The sequence below is a fragment of the Streptomyces sp. AC627_RSS907 genome, from assembly GCF_019049165.1.
In genome coordinates, this window is sequence record NZ_JAGMUE010000059.1 from 1 (window position 1) to 18,282 (window position 18,282).

General features: G+C 70.1%; 19 protein-coding genes and 1 pseudogene. 12 read left to right on the top strand and 8 right to left on the bottom strand.

Annotation, left to right across the window (positions count from 1 at the left end):
- The first annotated feature begins 835 nt into the window (after nt 1–835).
- The 3 genes and pseudogenes from KUM32_RS15515 to KUM32_RS45290 all read left to right on the top strand — a co-directional run.
- The gene (locus tag KUM32_RS15515) at nt 836–1,417 is read left to right on the top strand and encodes a hypothetical protein (protein ID WP_308408662.1); all 582 of its coding nucleotides are present in this window, start codon (nt 836–838) and stop codon (nt 1,415–1,417) included.
- Entirely contained in the window at nt 1,414–1,887 is a 474-nt protein-coding gene (locus tag KUM32_RS15520) for a helix-turn-helix domain-containing protein (protein ID WP_217142472.1), read from the top strand. The genes KUM32_RS15515 and KUM32_RS15520 overlap by 4 nt, the downstream gene beginning before the upstream one ends.
- A gap of 516 nt (nt 1,888–2,403) precedes the next feature.
- Nucleotides 2,404–2,574: pseudogene (locus KUM32_RS45290) on the top strand (aldo/keto reductase); the annotation flags it as partial.
- A gap of 201 nt (nt 2,575–2,775) precedes the next feature.
- Here KUM32_RS45290 and KUM32_RS15530 read toward each other — a convergent pair.
- The 5 genes from KUM32_RS15530 to KUM32_RS15550 form a co-directional block, all read right to left on the bottom strand.
- Entirely contained in the window at nt 2,776–3,087 is a 312-nt protein-coding gene (locus KUM32_RS15530) for a replication initiation protein, RepL2 (protein ID WP_217142473.1), read from the bottom strand.
- On the bottom strand, nt 3,084–3,536 hold the full coding sequence (locus KUM32_RS15535) for a MarR family transcriptional regulator (RefSeq protein WP_217142474.1): 453 nt from the start codon (nt 3,534–3,536) through the stop codon (nt 3,084–3,086). Before KUM32_RS15535 ends, KUM32_RS15530 begins: the two co-directional genes overlap by 4 nt.
- Nucleotides 3,537–4,296: 760 nt before the next feature.
- Entirely contained in the window at nt 4,297–4,482 is a 186-nt protein-coding gene (locus KUM32_RS15540; protein WP_217142475.1) for a multicopper oxidase domain-containing protein, read from the bottom strand.
- A complete protein-coding gene (locus tag KUM32_RS15545; protein WP_217142476.1) occupies nt 4,469–4,768 on the bottom strand; it encodes a hypothetical protein in 300 nt (99 codons plus the stop codon). The genes KUM32_RS15540 and KUM32_RS15545 overlap by 14 nt, the downstream gene beginning before the upstream one ends.
- Nucleotides 4,769–4,945: 177 nt before the next feature.
- Nucleotides 4,946–5,584: a ScbR family autoregulator-binding transcription factor gene (locus tag KUM32_RS15550; protein WP_217142477.1), complete on the bottom strand. Its 639-nt coding sequence runs from the start codon at nt 5,582–5,584 to the stop codon at nt 4,946–4,948.
- A gap of 155 nt (nt 5,585–5,739) precedes the next feature.
- On the opposite strand from KUM32_RS15550, the gene KUM32_RS15555 reads away from it, so the two are divergent.
- Nucleotides 5,740–6,585: an SDR family oxidoreductase gene (locus tag KUM32_RS15555; protein WP_217142478.1), complete on the top strand. Its 846-nt coding sequence runs from the start codon at nt 5,740–5,742 to the stop codon at nt 6,583–6,585.
- A 22-nt stretch (nt 6,586–6,607) separates the two neighbouring features.
- On the opposite strand, the gene KUM32_RS15560 is transcribed toward KUM32_RS15555, so the two are convergent.
- Complete coding sequence (locus tag KUM32_RS15560; RefSeq protein WP_217142479.1) at nt 6,608–7,606, bottom strand: ScbA/BarX family gamma-butyrolactone biosynthesis protein; 999 nt, start codon at nt 7,604–7,606, stop codon at nt 6,608–6,610.
- A gap of 283 nt (nt 7,607–7,889) precedes the next feature.
- On the opposite strand from KUM32_RS15560, the gene KUM32_RS15565 reads away from it, so the two are divergent.
- The 4 genes from KUM32_RS15565 (at nt 7,890) to KUM32_RS15580 (ending at nt 11,669) form a co-directional block, all read left to right on the top strand.
- Entirely contained in the window at nt 7,890–8,096 is a 207-nt protein-coding gene (locus KUM32_RS15565) for an acyl-CoA carboxylase subunit epsilon (RefSeq protein ID WP_217142480.1), read from the top strand.
- 124 nt (nt 8,097–8,220) lie between these two features.
- Entirely contained in the window at nt 8,221–9,813 is a 1,593-nt protein-coding gene (locus KUM32_RS15570; RefSeq protein WP_374227518.1) for an acyl-CoA carboxylase subunit beta, read from the top strand.
- Nucleotides 9,814–9,845: 32 nt separating this feature from the next.
- Nucleotides 9,846–10,445 carry a ScbR family autoregulator-binding transcription factor gene (locus KUM32_RS15575; protein ID WP_308408663.1) on the top strand — a complete coding sequence of 200 codons (600 nt, stop codon included), beginning with the start codon at nt 9,846–9,848 and terminating at the stop codon, nt 10,443–10,445.
- 408 nt (nt 10,446–10,853) lie between these two features.
- On the top strand, nt 10,854–11,669 hold the full coding sequence (locus KUM32_RS15580; protein WP_217142483.1) for an AfsR/SARP family transcriptional regulator: 816 nt from the start codon (nt 10,854–10,856) through the stop codon (nt 11,667–11,669).
- Here KUM32_RS15580 and KUM32_RS15585 read toward each other — a convergent pair.
- Entirely contained in the window at nt 11,659–12,672 is a 1,014-nt protein-coding gene (locus KUM32_RS15585) for an AfsR/SARP family transcriptional regulator (protein ID WP_217142484.1), read from the bottom strand. The two genes, KUM32_RS15580 and KUM32_RS15585, sit on opposite strands and share 11 nt — an antisense overlap.
- 201 nt (nt 12,673–12,873) lie before the next feature.
- Nucleotides 12,874–13,083 (bottom strand): hypothetical protein, encoded by a 210-nt coding sequence (locus KUM32_RS15590; RefSeq protein WP_217142485.1) that lies wholly within the window; start codon nt 13,081–13,083, stop codon nt 12,874–12,876.
- A 281-nt stretch (nt 13,084–13,364) separates the two neighbouring features.
- Here KUM32_RS15590 and KUM32_RS15595 point away from each other — a divergent pair, with 281 nt between their 5' ends.
- The 4 genes from KUM32_RS15595 to KUM32_RS15610 all read left to right on the top strand — a co-directional run bounded on the left by KUM32_RS15595 (nt 13,365) and on the right by KUM32_RS15610 (nt 17,729).
- Complete coding sequence (locus KUM32_RS15595; RefSeq protein WP_217142486.1) at nt 13,365–14,186, top strand: AfsR/SARP family transcriptional regulator; 822 nt, start codon at nt 13,365–13,367, stop codon at nt 14,184–14,186.
- 233 nt (nt 14,187–14,419) lie between these two features.
- Entirely contained in the window at nt 14,420–15,199 is a 780-nt protein-coding gene (locus KUM32_RS15600; RefSeq protein ID WP_217142487.1) for a thioesterase II family protein, read from the top strand.
- Complete coding sequence (locus KUM32_RS15605; protein ID WP_217142488.1) at nt 15,196–16,467, top strand: beta-ketoacyl synthase; 1,272 nt, start codon at nt 15,196–15,198, stop codon at nt 16,465–16,467. The genes KUM32_RS15600 and KUM32_RS15605 overlap by 4 nt, the downstream gene beginning before the upstream one ends.
- 11 nt (nt 16,468–16,478) lie before the next feature.
- Nucleotides 16,479–17,729, top strand: coding sequence for a ketosynthase chain-length factor (locus KUM32_RS15610; protein WP_308408664.1), 1,251 nt, complete (start codon nt 16,479–16,481; stop codon nt 17,727–17,729).
- Nucleotides 17,730–18,282: the final 553 nt, after the last annotated feature.

Below are 18,282 nucleotides of genomic sequence, written 5' to 3' on the forward strand. Positions count from 1 at the left end.
TCCGTCAGAGTTGCAGACTGGCCGGGAGTCAGATCCCACTGTGCAGGGGCCAGCCTCATGTGCTTCAAAAGCCTACGCGGATGGAACCTGGAAAGGATCTTGGCTCCCGGCACACGATCTCCGTACCACGTTGTCGAGGATCACCGCATCTGCACAGTGCTCAACCAACCTGCGCAACCACACCCTCTGCACAGATCCGCTGACCCTTGACACCAGCCACGCCCTTGCTGCCGCTTGTCTCGTCACGGCCAGCACCACCCGAGACTCAAAGCCGCTGGTGCCACCTACGGCCTGCGCGGACCCACGGGCCCCAGGCGAAGCCGCCTTCGCCACGACGGGTCCGGTCGGCGCCTGCGGGTGGACCTCAGCCACCTAATACTTACCCAGATCAAGAAACCGCAGGTCAGCGGCTTGCACATTCGACGATGTGTCACCCCTGGAGGTACACAACGCCCTCGATATGTACCTCCTCAGGAGACACATCGACGGCTAAATGTCAGCCAGGCCGACAGTTTCGGGCGCGAAACGTCAGCCACGCCGACATTCGCGACAGTGTCCCGTTGACCGGTCCGCAGGAACACCCTGGGGAGAGTTGTGTCCCCCCTGGGGGGACACAACACGCCGGTATGTCAGCCACGCCGACATATCTGTCGGCGTGGCTGACATACTTTCCCCGTCGAAGATCAGCGAAGTGGAGAGCAGCCTCGTGACACCCGAGCCACAGCGCCGCCGTCCCGCACCGAAGCGCGCGCCACGTCGTACGGAGCTGCCCCTTGTCGATGAGGAGATCCAGGCTTGGTCCAAGCCGGTTGAACCGGTCGAGGACCTGGATTCGGTGGCACGTCGCTACCCCCGCCGGAAGCTGTCCCTCAGCAGCGAGCGCAAGCCGATGGAGTTCTACGACACCCCGGAGCGCCCCAAGGCGTTCTCCATGGACTCGCTGGAGTTCTTCTTCCTGATCGCGCAGTACTTCCGCGAGGCGCTGCCGCTGCGGCTGATTCTGCTGATGATCGCCTGCCAGAAGGCCGGCGGGCAGATCCGGCTGACCCAGGACGAGATGGCGACGATCCTGGACGTGCACCGAGGCAAGATCAACGAGGCGCTGCAGGAGGTCATGAGCCATGGCATCGTCTTCAAGGTGCGCCGCGGTGTCTACCAGTTCAACCCGCCCTACTCGTACCGTGTAGCTGAGTTCATCCCGGGCACCGAGCTGGTCGAAGCCGAATACGTCCAGGTCGACCAGGACAAGACGATCGCGAAGATCCGCAAGGATGAGAGCCTGCCGAAGCTGGTGCGGTTCCCGTCGCTGGAGCACATGCGCAAGGCGATCGAGGAACTGCGCAAGCAGCGGGCCGAAGAACGCGCTGCACGCCGACTGGCCCGTGCGCAGCGCCAGGAGGAGGGATCAGCCCAGTGAGTACCTTGAAGTGGTCGGCGACCAACGCCGACAGCCTTCTCGCCGACCTGGACCTGCCGCCCGCCGCCTACCGGGCACTGCTCAAGCTTCGGGCGCGCAGCGCGGCCGGCGGCCGCATCGCGATGGACCAGGCCACCCTTGGTGAACTGCTCGGGCTCAGCCGCCCCAGCGTGAACGCTGCACTGCGGGAGCTGGAGCTGGCCAAGCTCGTCAAGAAGGTGCGCAACGGCGTGTACCAGATCAACCCGATGCTCGCCGGCTACAACTCCCCCGAGGACGCCCTGGACGCCGTCAAGGCAATGCCCAAGGCGGACCGGCTGGACAGCAAGACCTACGTGGCGGACTACCACCGGGCCGTCGCCGCCTACCAGGACCAGCTCGCCGAGCAGCGCAAGAAGCGGGCCGCAGCCGCCGCTGCCAAGAAGGCCGCGGCCGCCAAGAGGCGCGGTTCACTGCACGCAGTCAGCTGACCCGGCCGACACCCTCGTACGGACATCGGCGCTGCACTCTTCACGAGTGCTGCCCCGATTCCGTTCCCGGTGTCAGTGCCAGCACCCAAGGTCCCCGCCCGAGTGGACAAAAGGTCCCTCGTACGGGGCCAAACAGCTCGTCACCAGCTCAGTGGGCGTAACGCGGGCAGCAAAGGTCAGACCTGTGCGCACGGTTCCCGAGAGCGGGAACGCACAGGTCGGCAGAGCGCTGAAAAGAATCTTGAGCCGCCTTCACGAGGACGACCAACTCAGCACCTTGTACTGCACAATCAAACGAAGCTGCACATCGGCACCGCATCGCTGAAGGAGCTCCCCACGGCCCTGAGCAGCACCACCGCACCTGCTGAGACATGGACAAAGCACCCAGGGACGCCACGACGCGTCAGCACGCCGCCCAAGGCGGCTCCCACGGCGCCCATCCTGGACGCCACGCTGGTCCTCCCCTGCAACCGGGCCATGACGGCCCCCAGAAAGGAGGGAGACCGCCTGGCGCGGGAGCGTGCCCGGTCGCTCGCGCGGGACCGGGGCATGGAGCCGTGGACGGCCCTGCAGCTGCGCCACTCACTCGTCGGCGCGAGCCGGGTGGAGCAGATCAAAGAAGCACTCGCCGCACGGCGTGTGCGGCTCAGTGACGAGCATCTGGCGCGCTTCGCCGCAGCACGGTAGCCAGCCGGTCACGGAAGGGGTCCTGCTTGGCCGCGCTGGGGGCGGCTGCAGCCCCGTTGAGGGCCTGGGCCGGGTGTTCAGGGGCCGCGGTCGGCATCCGGTGCGCTGCGGGCGGTCTCATGCGCCTTACGGCAATCGAGGCGTCCCGGGGAACGGTCCTCATTAACGCCACGTTAATGAGGACCGTTCCCCGGGACGGTGTCACGTTGCGCGGCGCAGGGGGACGACGACGCTCTCGCCGAGGGCCTTGGGGCTGAGGCGGTAGTAGCGGATGTGCGCGAGCCGGTCGGACTCCTCGAGCCAGCCGGACTGGATGACCTGCTTGCGGGTGCGGGAGAAGACGGGGGCGGACATGCCCACCAGCGCGGCGAGGTTGGCCGCGGTCTCCACCACCGCGCCGGCGCGGTCGGTCGGGTGCAGCGCGTAGAGCATGACGACCAGACGCTGGTTGGCGGTCATGCCGGCCGTCGCCTGCAGCAGGTCCAGGTTCTTCTGCTTGCCCTCACTGGTCACTGCGCCTCCCACCGGGCAGGGGTCATTTCGTTGAAGCCGGGGATGTCCGGAGGGTTGCACGTCTTCACCGCTTCGCGCTGTTCGAGTCCCGTTCCATGGAAGGCAATGTACGGGCTGATCCGGTAAAGGTTGTAGTTACCGATGCGTCCTCGCACCACCAGGATCCTGTGCTTGACCAGCTTCCTGTTGATCTTTCCGACGGCATCGGTGGACATACCCACACGCCTGGCGATGTCCGCCCCGGTCGCGCGCAACGGGTCCATGCCCTCGGGAGAGACGCCGATCCACCACAGGACCAGGAACTTCTGGCTGGGGGTGAACGCCTTGGACTCGGTGATCGCCTCGACGCGCGCCTTGTCCACCTGTGTGTGCCGTCCCGAGAAGGCGTACGGCGCATAGGGGACCGGCTCGCCCGTATCGGCGTCGACCAGTCTGCGTAATGCTCCCAACGGGCCCCTCCGTGCGCTGGGTGGCGGACATGCATCGGTAGCGGCTGCGATACCGACCTGATGAACCTAACGGACATGAGCAGGAAGTCAATCAACTCGGCTCGTGGACCGGCTCGGTTGCTCTCCCAGCGTCATCGAAAGGCCAATTTACCCGCCCCAACTCATTGCTCTGAGGTCAATCTAGGCAGTCCTCAGGATCGTGGCACTCGGTTCCCTGGAACTGCCTCCCGGTTCCGTCGAACTGCCTGGCAGTTCCGCGGAACTGGGCCGTTCGGAACGTCTGTGCAGGTCAGCGGCCATATGAGGCCGACCCGCTCTCTTGCTTGTACCTGACGGTCGGCGACGGGCATGAGGTCCCCCCACCGACCCTGTGGGTCGGGCGGAGGCCGGTCCTCGGGTACACACTCCGGCCACGGGCGACATGCCGTTTCCTGGATCCGTTCTTGAGCAGAATTCCGCGCCCGTTCGAACCTGTACCACCGAAAGCCCGCCACCACGCGGGCGCGGTCGACGGACCAGGCGCGCGTGTGTTTCCAGCAACCCCGTACGGGTCCCGGCCACGTTGTTCTGGTTGTCTGGGCCCGGGCGGTGGATCCGTGTATGCCGGGCTCCGGCAGCAAGGGGTGCGCGTCCCCGCGTCGTGGACCGGCAGGGCGCGAGCAGAGCGACGTCGGCCGGGCGGGCGGCTCACCGCGCGAACACGCCGGGTGGGAGCGCGTACGCGGCAGGCGCTCCCACCCGGCGCGGACGGTGTGGTCCGTCAGGCGATCCGGAACTGGACCAGGTGCAGATGCAGGTTGTGCGGGATGGTCCTGTCCGCGTTCGTCACCGTCCACACCTCGCTGGCCCCGTGGCGTATGTGGTCGTCTACGCGCTCGTGGTCGTACACCCTGCCGTTCATGTATCCCTTCGCGTGCGGACCGCCGCTGGGATCAGTGGCCGTCATAGGTCAGCACGTCCGTCATGACTCCGGGCAGGATCTCGGCCCGGGCGGGCCGCATCGTGATCCGGTAGTGGTCGGTGCCGCCGTGCCTGGAGTACGGGGTGAGTACCGGCGGGACGGGCATGGGGAGTTGGAACTTCTCCACGGGCGGCGCCGCGGCGGCGAGCGCGGTGGCGGGGGCGGCCCGCTCCTCGGTCCGGCGCAGCAGCGGGGTGAGCGCGGCTGCGGTGACCGTGCCGCTGCCGACCGTGGCCATGGCTGCGTTGAGCACGGTGCGTCGAGTGGGCAAGGCGGCCCCCTCCTCCTCGTTCGGCGGTTCGCGCCCTGCCGTGAGGTGGACACGGCGAGCCGACTTCAGCACGGGATGCTCGAGCCGTGGTGAGAGGAATGAAGGCCGAAAATGAACCGGTCGCCCTGTTTTTTTCGCGGAGGGGCCGCAGTTCGTACCCCGGCCGGCGCTGTCCGGTCAGGCGGCCAGCAACTCGGCGTGGACCCTGGCGCCCCGGTCCCCGGCGATGTCCACCGAGGCGAGGACCGAGGGCAGCACGATGCTGGGCAGCAGGTGCCGCAGCAGGGCGTTGGCCCGGACCGGGAGGTCCCGGTACTCGCTGAGCGCGTGGGACATGGACTGGACGCCCGCGTAGGAGCCCACGAGAACGTCCGCGGTCTCGGTGGGAACGACGTGGGGCAGCAGCTCTCCCTGGGCCCCTGCCTTCTCCAGCCGTTCGCGGGTGACGTCGCTCCACTGCCGGAAGGGCCCGGTGCGGTCGAGTTCCGTGGAGAGCTGGTCCATGGTCAGCCGCACCGCCGCCCGCACCATGGGGTCGCTCTGCAGCCGGTGGGTGTGCAGCATGACGACGTCGACGACTTCCTGGGTCTTGGACGCCCGGTCGGGCACGGTGAAGTCCCGGTTCTGCGCGGCGAGCACCTCCTGGGCGAGCTCGTCCTTCGACGGGAAGTGGAAGTACAGGGCTCCCTTGGTCACGCCGGCCTTGGAGAGGATGTCGGCGATGGTCGCCGCCTTGTACCCGCGCTCGTTGAAGACCGTGGCCGCGGCCAGCATGATGTTCTGGCGCGTACGGATAGCGCGCTCCTGTGCCGCCATGCTGCCCTCCAGCTGAACCGACGAACCCTCGGAAGGCTTCGCATACAAACCGTCTAGTTCGTATTTTAACGTCAACCGGCATGCAGCCAACAGGTGCTCGCCGGTAACTTCGGGGGCTGACAGGCGACGATTGGCCACAGGGCGGGGGATGACGGGTGATTCTGGTTACAGGTGCCACCGGGACCGTGGGGCGTGAGGTCGTGCGCCGGCTGCCGGTCGGCACGGAGGTACGGGTGCTGACGCGGGACCCCGCGCGCGTGACGGGCGCCGATCACGTCACGGTCGTGCGGGGGGACTACGACGATCCGTCGTCGCTGGACGCCGCGTTGCGTGGAGTGCGCAGCGCGTTCCTCGTCACGACCCGGGTCGCCGGCGACCAGGACGCGCGCTTTCTGCGGGCCGCTCGCGCGGCGGGGGTACGGCACGTGGTCAAGCTGTCCGCCGCCGCCGTCGAGGACCCGGCGGCCGACGACCTGATCACCCGCTGGCAGCGGGAGAGCGAGGAACTGCTGCTCGCCTCCGGTCTGACCTGGACCCTGCTGCGACCGCGCTCGTTCATGTCCAACACCCTTTCGTGGGCGCCGGCCATCCGCGCCGAGGGCGTCGTGCGGGACCTGTACGGCGAGTCGCCCAACGCCTGCGTCGATCCCGGGGACATCGCGGAGGTGGCGGTGCGCGCCCTCGCCGACCCCGGGCACGCCGGCCGCGCGTACACCCTCACCGGGCCCGAGGCCGTCACGGCGGCGGAACGGACGGCCCAGCTCGCACATCTGCTGGGCCGTCCCCTGCGCTTCGAGGAGTTGGGGCCGGAGCGGGCTCGTTCCCGGTGGGGCGAGCGGTATCCGCCGGCCGTGGTGGAGGCGCTGCTGCACAGTGCGAGGCGCCAGCGGGAGGGGGCGAAGGCTCAGGTGTCGGAAACCTTCGCCGGTGTCGTCGGCAGGCCTCCGCGGACGTTCCGGGAGTGGGCCGCCGACCACTTGGTCGGTTTTTCCGGGGACTGAGGGCCCGCGGGCCGCGGGTACGTCAGCCGGTGTGCGCCGCGGCCGTCACGGTGCAGGAGAAGACGAGCGCGCCCTGCTGGCGTCCCGTCACGTGCACGGCCCGCCGGCCGTCGGCCTGGGGCGGCAGCGGGTCGGCCTCGATCAGGCACGGGATGTCCAGCTCGGCGTACTGCAGGAGTTCGCTGGTGAGGTCGAGCGGGAACAGTGAGGTCCGTCCCAGGGCCCCGGCCGCTGCCTGCCGTGCCGCCTCGAGGAGCACCATGCCCGGAACGTGGTCGCCGGGGTGGTCGAAGAGCACGGGGTGCTGCGTGTCCAGTCTCAGCTGCCAGCGGTTCGGTTCGCCGACGGGGGAGAGCACCACGTCGGCGGGGGACATGCGTCCCACGCTCTGCGGCGCGGCGGGGGCCGTCAGCGGCAGGGGACGGTGATCGCTTCTGAAAACGTGCGCGGGGCGCACCCGCCGGTACACGGCGGGGGAGACGCACGAGAAGGAGAACAGGCCGGTCGCGGCGGTATGGCCGTCGCGACGTACGACCGCCTCGTAGCGAAGGGCGGCCAGCCTGCCACCGCGCATCTTGACGTCCTGGCACGTCACGTCGAGATCGAGCGAGGCCGGCGTCTGGTGGATCAGCATGTGTTCCGGGTGGACACGCAGGCTGAGGTCGTGCAGCAGGTAGTGGTGGCCGAAGGGGACGCCGAACTCGGCATGTCCGAGGAGGGAGCCGACCTGGCGGATCGTTTCGGCCGCGATGAGAGGGTCGTGGTACCGACCGTCGATCGGGGTGAAGAAGCTGTGCCCCCGGGGCCACTGGGCGGCCACCTTGAAGCGCGTCTCGTCGACGCGCTCCCAGTCGGTGAGCATGACCTCGGCGACGGCCGCGCGGTGCACCAGCTCCTTGGGAACGGTTGTCGTGAGGTTCGGGTAGCGAAGCAGGCCGGGTGCGAATCGCGGAGTCTCGACGGGCAGCTCCTGGTCCTGGCTGGTCGCCGGGTGTGTTGCGGGAAACGCGCTGGTAGCCATTCCTCCCCCTGAGAATCGACCTATCGGAAGCGCACCGCCATCGGGTGGCGGACGCAAAGAAAGATAGAGACCATCCGGTTTGATTACTAGGGGAATCCAGTCCTCCGGCGTGTGTGTCTCGGAGGGAATCCTTCCGGAAACCGGCCCTCCGCCCGGCATCCTGCCCCCTTGTCCGAAACGGAACCCCTTTGATCTTGAAGGTGGCCGTGACGAGTCTCAAGCGGAACTGGAGCGGTTGTGTAGCGCGGTGGCGGACGGTGGCCGAACGTCGAGAGGAGGGGACATGGCCGAGCCGGACAACACCGGGCCCGCGCTGCGGATCGAACGTGGATGTGCCAGTGACGAGGAACTGGCCGCGGTCACCGTCGTGCTGTACTCGCTGTCGGCCCGGTGGGGCGACGAGGCGGGCGCGGAGGAAGGTCCCGACGTCCCCCTGTGGCAGCCCGAGCGGTCCGCCACGGCCTATCGGTCCCCTTACAGCTGGCGGTAGGCCGGCATCTTCCATGGCTGAATTCCTGGGCGCGCCAAGCTCCCGTTATACAAACCGCATGGATGGTTTGTTACGGTGAAGCCATCTATCGGGCCGCGCCATGAGGGAGGGACGAATCGTGACGATACTCAATGACATTCCTCAAGTGGCGACCCTTGCGGAGCCGACGGACGCGCGCGGGCGGGCGGCCGAGTTGCACGGGGTGCGTGCGCAGGCGCTGGCGGGGCCGAGCGAGAAGGCGACGGCGGCGCAGCACGCCAAGGGCAAGCTGACGGCGCGGGAGCGGATCGAGCTGCTGCTGGACGCGGGTTCGTTCCGTGAGGTCGAGCAGTTGCGGCGGCACCGGGCGACGGGTTTCGGGCTGGAGGAGAAGAAGCCGTACACGGACGGTGTGGTCACCGGCTGGGGGACGGTGGAGGGCCGTACGGTCTTCGTCTACGCGCATGACTTCCGGATCTTCGGGGGTGCGCTGGGTGAGGCGCACGCGACGAAGATCCACAAGATCATGGACATGGCGATCGCGGCGGGTGCGCCGCTGGTGTCGCTGAACGACGGGGCGGGCGCGCGTATCCAGGAGGGTGTGAGCGCCCTGGCCGGCTATGGCGGCATCTTCCAGCGCAACACCAGGGCGTCGGGTGTGATCCCGCAGATCAGCGTGATGCTGGGCCCGTGCGCGGGCGGGGCGGCCTACAGTCCGGCGCTGACGGACTTCGTGTTCATGGTCCGTGACACCTCGCAGATGTTCATCACCGGCCCGGACGTGGTCAAGGCCGTCACCGGTGAGGAGATCAGCCAGAACGGGCTCGGCGGCGCGGACGTGCACGCGGAGACCAGCGGCGTGGCGCACTTCGCCTACGACGACGAGGAGACCTGCATCGCCGAGGTCCGCTACCTCCTCTCCCTCCTCCCGCAGAACAACCGCGAGTACCCGCCCTGCGCCCCCTGCTCCGACCCGCAGAACCGCCGCTCCGAGGTGCTGCTGGACCTGGTCCCGGCGGACGGCAACCGCCCGTACGACATGGCCAGGGTCATCGAGGAGATCGTCGACGACGGCGAGTACCTGGAGGTCCACGAGCGCTGGGCCCGCAACATCATCTGCGCCCTGGCCCGCCTGAACGGTCAGGTCGTCGGCATCGTCGCCAACCAGCCGCAGGCCCTGGCCGGCGTCCTCGACATCGAGGCCAGCGAAAAGGGCGCCAGGTTTGTCCAGATGTGCGACGCCTTCAACATTCCGATCGTGACCCTTTTGGACGTTCCGGGGTTCTTGCCGGGTGTGGACCAGGAGCACGGCGGGATCATCCGGCACGGCGCGAAGCTGCTGTACGCGTACTGCAACGCTACGGTGCCGCGGATCTCGCTGATCCTCAGGAAGGCGTACGGAGGTGCCTACATCGTCATGGACAGCCAGTCGATCGGCGCGGACCTCACCTACGCCTGGCCGACGAACGAGATCGCCGTGATGGGCGCCGAGGGCGCCGCCAACGTGATCTTCCGCCGTCAGATCGCCGACGCCGAGGACCCCGACGCCATGCGGCAGAAGATGGTCAAGGAGTACAAGGCCGAGCTGATGCACCCCTACTACGCGGCCGAGCGCGGACTGGTCGACGACGTCATCGACCCCGCCGAAACCCGCGAGGTGCTCATCCGCTCCCTGACCATGCTCCGCACCAAGCACGCCGACGTGCCGTCCAGGAAGCACGGCAACCCACCGCAGTGACGGAGCAATTGATGGTCAAACAGGAACGTGCGGTGCGCACGCGTGAAGCGCTCATCAGGTCCGCGGCCGAGGTCTTCCACCGGGAGGGATTCGCCGCCGCCTCACTCACCGTGATCAGTTCGAGGGCCGGGGTGAGCAACGGCGCACTGCACTTCCACTTCGCCAGCAAGGCGGTGCTGGCGGACGCGGTCGAGGACGCGGCCGCCTGCGTACTGCAGACCATCATGGACCGCAGGAACAGGGTGGCGCCCAGCATCCTCCAGCACCTCGTCGACGCCACCCACGAACTCGCCTGCGGACTGCAGAACGACGCGGTCCTGCGGGCGGGTTTCGAGCTGAGCGGGGAGCCGGGCCGGGTGCCGCGCACCGACCTGCGGCTGCGCTGGCAGAGCTGGGTCACGGACATGGTCGACTGGGCGGGGCGCAGCGGCGAGCTGCGTGAGTCCGTGACACGGGAGGGCGTCGCGTCCGCCGTGGTGGCCGCCACCGTGGGCTTCGAGGTGCTCGGCACCCGGGACGCGGCGTGGCTGTCCCGGCGCACGGTCTCCCAGTTCTGGCTGGTGCTCCTGCCGGCGCTGGCCTCGGTGTCGTTCACCGGTGAGCTGAAGGCGGGGGGCTCCTCGCCACGATAAATTCAGAACCGCTCGGTCTGTTTTGCAGCCCTTCCTTGTGCGGATGATTCGGTCATACCTGGAGGAAGGGCCCTTTTCTTGCCTCTGTGAGCCCTTGCCTCGCCCATAGGATCTTGCCGAAGGTTTTCAGCCATAGTCTCCTGATGCTGCACAGGGCTCGATTCCGCTCGCCGGTGGCGCATCCGCGGCGGCTCCCGGGGCAGGAATGCCTGCTCGGAAAAGGGGTGTGGGCAGATGTTCGATGAGTGTTTGACCGAATCACGACGGTTCCGAGACGCTGCGGCAGGCCCGCGTTGACAAACCGACTGCGCTGTTTTTTTATCGAGACTGCAGCCGCGTACCGGTCCCCGGTCGGCGGGAGATGCACAGGCCGGCCACCGGCCTGCGGCCTGAACTCATGGGGGAAACGTGGACATCGAAGTGCTGGGTGCGCTGTCGGTGCGCGAGCACGGAGTGTCAGTCGTACCGACAGCGCCCAAACCACGCCAGGTCCTGGCCCTGCTCGCACTCAACGCCGACCAGGTGGTCCCTGTACCGGCGCTCATCGACGAGTTGTGGGGGGAGAACCCCCCACGCAGCGCGCGGACCACGCTGCAGACCTACGTCCTGCAGCTGCGCGAGCTGATCGCCGAGGCACTGGCCCACGACGTGAACGAACGCTGCACCGCCAAGGACATCCTGGCCACCGTCCCGGGCGGCTACCGGCTGGAGACGCGCCAGGGGCACGTCGACTACCGGGAGTTCGAGCAGCGCGCGGGCGTCGGCTACCGGGCCATGGACGCCGAGGACTACGCCGGCGCGGCCCGTCGGCTGGCCGACGCGCTCTCCCTGTGGAACGGGCAGGCCCTGACCGACATCCAGGCCGGCATCCGCATCGACACGGAGATCAAACGGCTGGAGGAGGCCCGGCTGTGCGCGCTCGACCAGCGCATCGAGGCGGACCTGCGGCTCGGACGCCACCGCGAGCTGCTGTCGGAGCTGACGGTCCTGGTCAACCGGTACCGGATGCACGAGAGCCTGCACGGGCAGTTCATGCTGGCCCTGCACCGCTCGGGCCGGCGCGGTGAGGCGCTCAACGTCTACCAGCGGCTGCGCGGCACACTCGTGCACGAACTGGGGCTGGAGCCGTCCGCCGCGCTCAGCCGCCTCCAGCGGTCCATCCTCATGGCCCGCCCCGAAACCCCGGTCTCCGCGGGCGGCAGCGGCCGGCTCGTCACCCGCTGAGCCGGCCCGTCCCGTCACGGGTGCCGGGCGTATGACGTGCCGAGAGCCGGGCGAACCGCTCGGACAGCTCCCGCTGCTCCTGGTGGAGCAGCTCCACGTGGCCGCGCAGCCGAGCCAACTCCGCGCTCAGGGCCCGCAGATCCCCCTCCGGCCGCTCCGCCGGCCACGCACCGGTGACGTCGGCCGCCCCCTGGGCGGCGGGCCGCGGTGGCGCAGGCCCCACCGGTGCGGTCCCGTCCGCGACGGGGTCGGGCCGCCGCAGGATCGCCTCCATCCGGCCGCGCAGCACCGGACCCGGTTCGATGCCCAGATCACGGGCCAGCAGCCGGCGCGCCCTGTCGTACGTGCCCAGTGCCTCGGCCCGGCGGCCGCAGCGGTACAGCGCCGTCATCAGCTGCTCGTGGAACCGCTCGCGCAGCGGATGGACGGTGACCAGTTCCTCGAGCTCACCGGTGATCTCCGCGCAGCGGTCCGCGCGCAGGCTGACGTCGTAGAGCGTCTCCAGGGCGAGCAGCCGGCTCTCCTCCAGCAGCGCGGCCTCGGCCGAACAGATGGCCCCCTGGCCGCAGCCCTGCAGGGCCGGCCCGCGCCACAGCGTCAGGCCCTCGCGCAGTACGTCGGCCGCACGGCCCGGAGTGGAGGCGGCGAGTTCCCGCCCCCGTGCGACCAGGTGGTGGAAGCGCCGTGCGTCCGTGGTCGCGGGCCCCAGGCTCAGCACATAGCCCAGCGGGGAGGTCTCCACCCACTCGTGGCGCGGTGCGCCCGAGCCGGGCGCGGGCAGCAGGCGGCGCAGCCGCGCCACATGGGCCTGCAGGGCGTTGGCGGCGTTGGCCGGGGGGCGTTCGCCCCACAGCTCGTCCACGAGGCGCTCGGTGGGCACGACCTGGTCGGCCTTCACGACCAGGGCGCCGAGCAGCGCGCGCTGCTTGGCACCCCTGGGAACGATCCGCACATCGGCCCGTTCGTCGTGGATCTGGACGGACCCAAGAATCCGAAACTCCATCTCGCCCTTGCCCGGGAAGCACCCGATTCCGCATCCGCAGACCCGGATCACGGTCCTGGTATTCCCTCACGAATAGCAGATGCACTTCCTTCCACTCGGACACTAGCCGCCCGTGGTGTCCGGCGCAGGATTCTCCAGCGGACTGCCGACCCGTGTGGAAGAATCCTCGAGGGTTCTTCAGCCTTCGCGGTCCCGGTTCGTTCAGATCCGGCCGGACATCAGTTCCGGAAATCCCACCCGGACCTCCCGCCGGTGATAGGCGCTCAGCACGGCCAGCAGCCGGGGCCAGGGCAGGTCCGGTGCCAGGCCGGCCTCGTCCGGCCGGTCGGGCAGCGCCAGACGCTCGAGGAGCCCGCGGGTGAGCGGATCTGCGCCATGGTCGGCGGTCGCGCTCTGCGATGTCGTCGCCATGGCTGGAAAAGTAGCAGCACCCATACGTTCACAACAGTGTTCCAAAGCGAAAACCCCCGTCCACGGGCGGTACGTCAGCGATAGATCAGCACACTGTCACGTCCCTTCTTCCGGGATGGGTCGAGAATTACTTGAGTCACCCTCGTGCGCTGATCAGGAAAACGTCCGGTTCCTCTTGCCGCGGAGTGGCGGGAATGACACGGGCAGGTCCGACGAGACAGTATCTAATGGCTCGATCAACGGCTCAGAACCAACCGCCCTGACAAGTTGCGGAGGGAATCGTGAAAATAAAAGTCCTGGGTGCGTTGAACGCCGAATTCAATGGAATCTCGGTCGTCCCCACCGCCGGCAAGCCCCGGCAGCTCCTGGCCCTGCTCGCCCTGTATCCCGGGCGGGTCGTGCCGGTGCCCACCCTGATGGAGGAGATCTGGGGCACCGATCTGCCGCAGAGCTCCATGACCACGCTCCAGACGTACATCCTCCAGTTGCGCCGTCTGCTGGGCACCGCGATGGGGCCGGACGTCCCGGGGTCGGCCAAGGACGTGCTCGCCACCCGGTACGGCGGGTATCTGCTGCAGATCCCCGCCGAGGCGGTCGACGCGTTCACGTACGAGCGGCTCGTGACCGAGGGACGGCAGGCGTTCGAGGACGGTGAGGACGAGCGCGCGGCCACGGTGCTGCGTGCGGCGCTCGACCTGTGGGAGGGCCCCGCTCTGGTCGACGTACGGGTCGGACCGATCCTGGAGATAGAGGCGATGCGGCTGGAACAGAGCCGCCTGGTCGCCCGCGAGCGCCGGATCGACGCCGACCTGAGGCTGGGCCGGCACGTCGAACTCATCGCCGAGCTCACCGATCTGATCGCCCGCCACCCCCAGCACGAGGGGCTGCACTCGCAGGCGATGGTGGCGCTGTACCGCTCCGGACGGCAGGCCGCGGCGCTCGACGTGTACCGCAGACTGCGCCAGCGGCTCATCGACGAACTCGGCGTCGAACCCTCACCGCAGTTGCAGCGGCTGCACCAGGCGATGCTCGCCGTCGACCCGCGTCTGGACATCGCCGCGGGACCGCGTCGCACCTCGACGTTCGACCTGTACGCGGCGTGATCACCCGGCGGTTCGCCGGCTCACCGTGCACGGGACGCCGATGGGACGGGAGACCACCGGCGTCGGTGCCGAGTCGAGTGCCGCGCGAGCCCGCAGGGCGATGCTCGGTGTCACAGGTCCGCACCACGGCGTCTCGGCGCCGCGAGCGGGCACCGCGTGGTGCCTGCTCGCGGCGCCGAGACGCCGTGGCCCCGGACCGCGCCGGACACGGCCACTCACGAGGAGGGCGACGGATGGCTTCCCGCACTCAGGCCCGCGAGGCGGGGGCCCCACGGGTCACACTCAACTGCCTCGCCCACGCGGGCGCGGGCGTGGCGAGTTACCGGGGCTGGTCCACAGCGGTCGGTCCCGGCGTCGACGTGGCCGCCCTGCCGCTGCCCGGCCGGGACAGCCGGCGCCGCGAGCCACGCCTGACCAAGCACGCCGACCTGCTCGCCGACCTGCTGCCGGGGCTGCTCGAGACCGCGCGCCGCGGCCCGTACGCGCTCTACGGCCACAGCATGGGCGCCCTCGTCGGCTACTCGCTCACCCGGGCCCTGGCCGACGCGGGCACGCCGCCGCTGTTCCTGGCGGTGGGCGCCTGCCCGCCCCCGCACACCACCTCAGCCCTGGCCAACGCCGCGGACCTGCCCGACGAGGACCTGCTGCCGCTGCTCGACCACATCGGCTCGTTGCCGCCGGGCGCAGCCGCGTCCCCCGGCGGGCTGTGGCGGCGCACCTTCCTGCCCGTGCTCCGCGACGACCTGCGGCTGGCCGCGTCGCTGCGCAACGCGGCCCTCGACCCGGTCACCGGGGGACCGGTGGACGTCCCCGTCATCGTCTTCGCCGGCCGGGACGACCCGCTCGCCGCACCCACCGCGCTGCGGCACTGGCAGCAGTGGACCACCAACCTGACCGAACTGCACACCGTCGCCGGGGGGCACTTCTTCGCGAGCTCCCCGAGCCTGGCCGAGCACGTCGGCCGGGCCTGCCGCGCCCAGGTGGCCGCGCTGCCGACGGGAGGCAAACTGTGAAACGCGTCGTGATCACCGGGATCGGAGTCGTCGCCCCGGGCGCGGTGGGCACCAAGTGCTTCTGGGACCTGCTGACGGTCGGCCGCACCGCGACCCGCAGGGTCACCCTCTTCGACGCCTCCGACTACCGCTCGCGCATCGCCGCAGAGGTCGACTTCGAACCCGCCGCGCACGGCTTCACCCTCGCCGACACCGAACGACTCGACCGGGCCGCGCAGTTCGCGCTGGTCGCCGCGCGCGAGGCGGTCGCCGACAGCGGAGTCGGCGACCGCCTCGACCGCGACCCGCTGCGCACCGGCGTGAGCCTCGGCAGCGCGATCGGCTGCACCACCGGCCTGGCCACCCAGTACGCGATCCTCAGCGACTGCGGAAGCACCTGGGCCCTCGACCACACCGAGGCGGCCGACTCCCTCTACGACTACTTCGTGCCCAGCTCACTCGCGGCGGCCGTCGCCCGCGACTGCGGCGCGCAGGGGCCGGTCGGCCTCGTCTCCAGCGGCTGCACCTCCGGCCTGGACGCCATCGGCCACGCCGCCGACCTGATCCGGGACGGCAGCGCCGACGTGATCGTGGCCGGCGGCGCCGAGGCACCCATCTCGCCCATCGCCATGGCCTGCTTCGACCGCATCCGGCTCACCAGCTCGCGCAACGACGACCCGGCGACGGCCAGCCGTCCCTTCGACCGCACCCGCGACGGATTCGTGCTCGGCGAGGGCGCGGCCGTCCTGGTCCTGGAGGAACTGGAACACGCCCGCCGGCGCGGTGCCCAGCCGTACGCCGAGTTGTCCGGCGTCGCCGCGCACAGCAGCGCGCACCACATGACGGGGCTGCGGCCGGGCGCACAGGAGATGGCCGATGCCATCCGGGCCGCGCTCGACCAAGCGCGGCTGAACCCCGCGGAGATCGACTACGTCAGCGCCCACGGCGCCGGGACCCGGCACAACGACCGGCACGAGACGCACGCGTTCAAGGCGGGCCTGGGCGGCTACGCCCACCAGGTGCCCGTCAGCTCCATCAAGTCGATGATCGGGCACGCGCTGGGTGCCGCCGGCGCCCTGGACCTGGCGGCCAGCGCGCTGGCCATCCGGCACGACACCGTGCCGCCGACGGCCAACCTGCACGAACCCGACCCCACCTGCGACCTGGACTACACGCCGCTGTTCGCGCGGGAGCAGCGCACCAGCACCGTGCTCACCGTCGCCAGCGGCTTCGGAGGATTCCACACCGCCGCGGTGCTTACCCGGCCGCGACTGGAGGAGGCGGCGTGAGGGAACGGACGGTGTTCGCCGAACCGGCCCGGCCGGCGCAGGACCGGGAACGCCCGGAGGCCCTGGTCACCGGCATCGGTGTCGTCGCGCCCAACGGCCTGGGGACGCGGGCCTGGTGGGACGCGGTACTGCGCGGCCGCAGCGGCCTCGGTCCCATCACCCGCTTCGACGCATCCGGCTACCCCGTGCGCATCGCGGGCGAGATCCCCGGCTTCGTCGACGAGGAGCACATCCCCAGCAGGCTGCTGCCCTCCACCGACCGCAGCACACGCATCGCGCTCGTCGCGGCCAAGGAGGCCTTGGAGGAGGCGGGGGTGGAGCCGGAGGGGCTGACCGGGTACCAGGCGGGGGTGATCACCGCCAGCTCCGCGGGCGGCGCCGAGTTCGGGCAACGGGGCCTGGCCGCGCTGTGGAGCAAGGGCGCCCAGTACGTCAGCGCGTACCAGTCGTTCGCCTCCTTCCACGCGGCGTCCCCCGCGCAGATCTCCATCCGGCACCGGCTGCGGGGCCAGGGCTCCAGCATCGTCAGCGAGCAGGCGGGCGGCATCGACGCGCTCGCCCGGGCCCGGCGGCGGATCCGTGACGGCGCGCGCCTCATGGTCACCGGCGGGGTCGACTCGACCCTGTGCCCGTGGGGCTGGGCCGCGCACCTGGCGGACGGCCGACTGAGCCGGACCGTCGAACCCGGGGGCGCCTACCGGCCGTTCGCGGCGGCGGCCGACGGTCACGTGGTCGGCGAGGGCGGCGCGCTGCTGGTCGTGGAGGACGCCCGGTCGGCGGCGCGCCGAGGAGTCACCGGCTACGGCGTCGTCGCCGGCTGCGCGTCCACCTTCGACGGCCCGGACCAGCCGCGGCTGCGGGAGGCCGCCGAACTGGCCCTCACCGACGCCGGCGTGAGCGCGGACCAGGTCGACGTGGTCTTCGCGGACGGCGCGGGTGAACGGGCCGCCGACCTGGCCGAGAGCCGGGCGCTGTGTGCCCTGTTCGGGCCGTACGGGGTGCCGGTCACCGTGCCCAAGACGATGACCGGGCGGCTGGGCGCCGGCGGGTCGTCGCTGGATCTGGCGGCGGCCCTGCTCGCCCTGCGCGACCAGGTGGTGCCGCCGACCACCGGTACGACACGCGTCGCGGACGACTGCCCGCTGGACCTGGTCACCGGCGCCCCCCGGAAGCTGCCGGAGCTGCGGGTGGCGCTGGTGCTGGCGCGGGGGCGGGGCGGTTTCAACTCGGCCGCGGTGGTGCGTGCGCCACGGGTGGGGTGAGCGGGGCTCGCCGGGCGTCTGTGGCCGGGGCTCGCCTCACATCTGCCGGTGGTTGGAGGTTCGTACCGCCGAGTCGCGTTGTGCGAGCCGCGCCCTGAAGCCGGTGATGTGTATACCGCGGTATACGCGCTGAGCCCTCAGGCGCCGCCGGACCCGACGCCGCGCCCCCGGGCTCGGGGAGCCGCGTGCGTATACCGCGGTATACACCTGAGCCCCCTCTCAAGCGCCGCCGCACCCGACGCCCCGGCCCCCGGGCTCGGCGAGCCGCGTGCGTATACCGCGGTATACACCTGAGCCCCCTCTCAAGCGCCGCCGCACCCGACGCCCCGGCCCCCGGGTCCGGCGAGCCGCATGCGTATACCGCGGTATACACCTGAGCCCCCTCTCAAGCGTCGCCGCACCCGACGCCCCACCCCCGGGCTCGGCGAGCCGCATGCGTATACCGCGGTATACACCTGAGCCCCCTCTCAAGCGCCGCCGCACCCGACGCCCCACCCCCGGGCTCGGCGAGCCGCATGCGTATACCGCGGTATACACCTGAGCCCCCTCTCAA